2 protein-coding genes are annotated in these 3,301 nt (G+C 37.5%); both read right to left on the reverse strand.

The genetic code is table 11. The annotated features are described in order from the left end of the window. A partial coding sequence (locus tag E1163_RS16335) for a tetratricopeptide repeat protein (RefSeq protein ID WP_155173529.1) occupies window positions 1-2,450 on the reverse strand: 2,450 nt, incomplete at its 3' end. 10 nt (window positions 2,451-2,460) lie between these two features. Then, window positions 2,461-3,301, reverse strand: an 841-nt coding sequence (locus tag E1163_RS16340; RefSeq protein ID WP_185156115.1) for a CHAT domain-containing protein, incomplete at its 5' end; no start/stop codon positions are given.

The raw sequence follows: 3,301 nt of genomic DNA on the forward strand, positions 1-3,301 counted from the left end.
TCCCTTTTGAAATTGGCCTCAGAAGCCAAGCTACCAAAGTAGTATTTACCTGGAAACAGTTTTGAAATACTCCTGATTTCCTCTCTTGTGCCTGGCAGGTCGTGCGTAAAATCCCTTAGTACAAGGAAATCCATGGACGATGTGGCTGCAGAATCACTACTATAGGAAAAAGCCAGGCACTTATTTGAAGACCTGGTAATAGTGGGTAAATCGTCATTTATGAATAGGTGGTTAGCAGAGTTGGCATAGCTAATAGTATAATCATTGATAAGATAATCCAGTGCATAAAAGGGCTTCCCTGTTCCTTCGCTTTTCAGAAGCAAATCAAAATTTAAATACCATAGTTTACCATCAGGAACTATCACAATATGATCTTCTTTGTTCAAATAAGGTTCAAGAGGTTCAAAAAGGATTTTGTATAAGCTGTGTGCTACATCGTTATACTCTTGATATTGTTTGGACAAAATGGATAATCTCATGTCTTCTATCCTCTGATCAAGATCACCTGGCCTCTCCAGTTTGATAATTTGAGAGTTATTACTCCTTATCAAAAAGATATAAATAGATTCCTCAGTTAAGACATACTCTACAACCACATTTTCAGCCAATTTCTTTTGAATTTCGTGCAGAGGAAGAAATTCATTTCCATATTTCAACTTATAGTACCTGGGAAATAAGTCTTCTATCTCTCTTAGAAACTTTTCATGGTTTCTTTCCAAAGTAAGTAACCGCTCCTCATAGTTCTGACGTATACTATCATCATTCCGATTTGCGTTTATTCTGGACAGACAAAAGGTGATTTGACCTTTTAATGTCTCCTCGTAGGCCAAAACAGAATCAGGCAGAAAGCTATACCGAAGGGCATTTTGCAATGATATGGATCTGTAAAGCAGGTTCGCCTTCTCCTTTTCTGCAAAAAGAAAAGCCATCTGTTTGTATTTCCTGTCACCTGACATATCATATAACTTTTGGGATACCCTCACTCCTCCATTATAAACTTTTACAACTGATTGATTATAGTTCAATAGATCTTTAGTGTTTTGATAGTTATTTCTAAAGGTATTGATAATAGAGTCGCAGATTTGATATTCAGTGGCAGCCTTAATTAAATATTCTCGTTCTTTTGACTGACTATATAGATGTTCATGAACCTCTGCCTTCCATTGCATCAGCAACAATCCTCTATAGCTTGTGCTTAACAATTCTACCGGAGGGTCTTTATACTCGGTATCGAGAGGTAGGCTTAAATTTATATTTATAGCTTGCTGGTAAGCTTTCAAGCTTTTGGTAAACTCTCCTTTTTTAAAAAAGTACTTTGCCATATCACTATATCCAGTGGATCTGGCCTCAGCCTGTAGCCCTTTAACATTAAGAGCAAGGTTAAAGTATTTTATAGCGTTTTTATGATCATTAGTTGATGCGTAGCACTTTGCTAAAGCTTGAAGGGCCATCAACCTTGTCAAATTATTCTCCTCTTGAATACTATTTGTGCATTTAAATGCCTTTTGATAGTAATACTTTGCAGAATCATACTGATTAAGCTCAGAATAATTATGTCCAATAACAATGAAAGTGCCTGCGAGTTTAGGGTGGATATTCCCATAAATTTTGACAAGTATTTTTTCGCCCTGTTTGGCATATAACAAAGCATTTTCATGATTACCAGAATAAAACTCGATTTTGGATAGAATGGAACTAACTGCTGCCATATTCGAATGGTCTTTTCCATATATACTAAGGCAAAGGCTCCGAGCTCTTTTAGCATAATCCCGAGCTACATCAAGGGATCGTATATAGACCAGGAATTCTGCCATCGTTTTGTGCCCGATGAATTGGGATAGATCATCCCCTTCTTTTACAGCCAAATCAAGGCATTTCTTAGCATACTTCAATGTGAGGACAATATTACCAATTGCATGATGCATCCTGGCCATATTTAAATAGATAACTACGTTATTTTTTGCTAAACCATTATTTTCATTGATTTGTATTACCTTTTGGTAACAGTATGCGGCAGAGTCAAATTGCTCCAGATTCTTATAGATCAAGCCAAGATTATTATAAATGGACGAATAGGTCTTGGGATCATTTATTTTATACTTTTCTCCAATTTTGAGTGCCCTATGCAAATGCCTTAACGCCTTTGATGGTTGCCATTCAATATTAAAAGCGATCATCCCCTGGTAAAAATTGGCTTTGAATTGTCCTTCGTAACTGCTAAGAGCATGGGAAAGACGTTCCAGTTCATTTAGTGAACTGTACATTTTTGCATTCTCATTTACAGAGAAATACTTCCTAACCAGTTGATCCAGAACTTTAACTTTTAGGGTATCATTTACATAAGCAAGCTCTTTATTGAGGCTATCTATCTCACTCAGATAATGCTTTTGCGCATTTGAGGCAAAGGATAGAAATAGTATACCGAAAATGAAAAAAATAAAAGTCCTCACAAATCTTTATTTAATATTTAGAATACTGGACTGATAAAGCCAAAATACTCGCAAACACAGAAATGATTAAAGCAAAATATATCCAGTAATTGAAAGCTCCTCCTTCTATCTCTATTGGGGAAGTATCACCAATGACTACAAAACTACCCCAATAAAAAGGGGCGCTCTTATGAATGCCAGCAGATTTCAGATAGTTCAGTTTGGCATTGCGTAGTGCTTCGCTTTTCTTCATACCTTGTTTCAAATACCTGTAAAAGTCATACATTAGGGTCGGTGCAACCTCATCCGGAACTCCCCAATTGCTCAGAAGCAGGCTATTGACACCTGCATATTGAAAGGCCCTGCCCAGGCTCATCAGGCCCTCTCCCTTTTCCAGTTTGCCATACCCTGTATTGCAGGCGCTTAGCACGGCCAGCTCCGAGTTAAGGTTCATGTTGTAGATCTCATAGATATTCAGGTACCCATCTTCGGTTGAATCATTATCGGCAGGAGAGAATTTTAGTTTTGAGTATAACGGGTCTGTATCACTGACCTCTCCATGAAGGGCAAGGTGAAGTATGGAATAGTGCTGGCTCTCCCTTTTGAAATTGGCCTCAGAAGCCAAGCTACCAAAGTAATATTTTCCTGGGAATATCTTTGAAATACTTTTGATTTCCTCTCTTGTACCAGGCAGGTCGTGCTTAAAATCTCTTAGTACAAGAAAATCAAGGGAAGACATGGTTGTTGAATCACTGCTGTATGAAAAAGCCAGGCACTTACTCGAAGACCTGGTAATAGTGTGCAAATCGTCATTTATAAATAGGTGGTTAGCAGAGTTGGCGTAGCTAATAGTATAATCATTGATAAGATAA

The organism is Fulvivirga kasyanovii, from assembly GCF_009711405.1.
GTDB classification, from domain to species: Bacteria; Bacteroidota; Bacteroidia; order Cytophagales; family Cyclobacteriaceae; genus Fulvivirga; species Fulvivirga kasyanovii.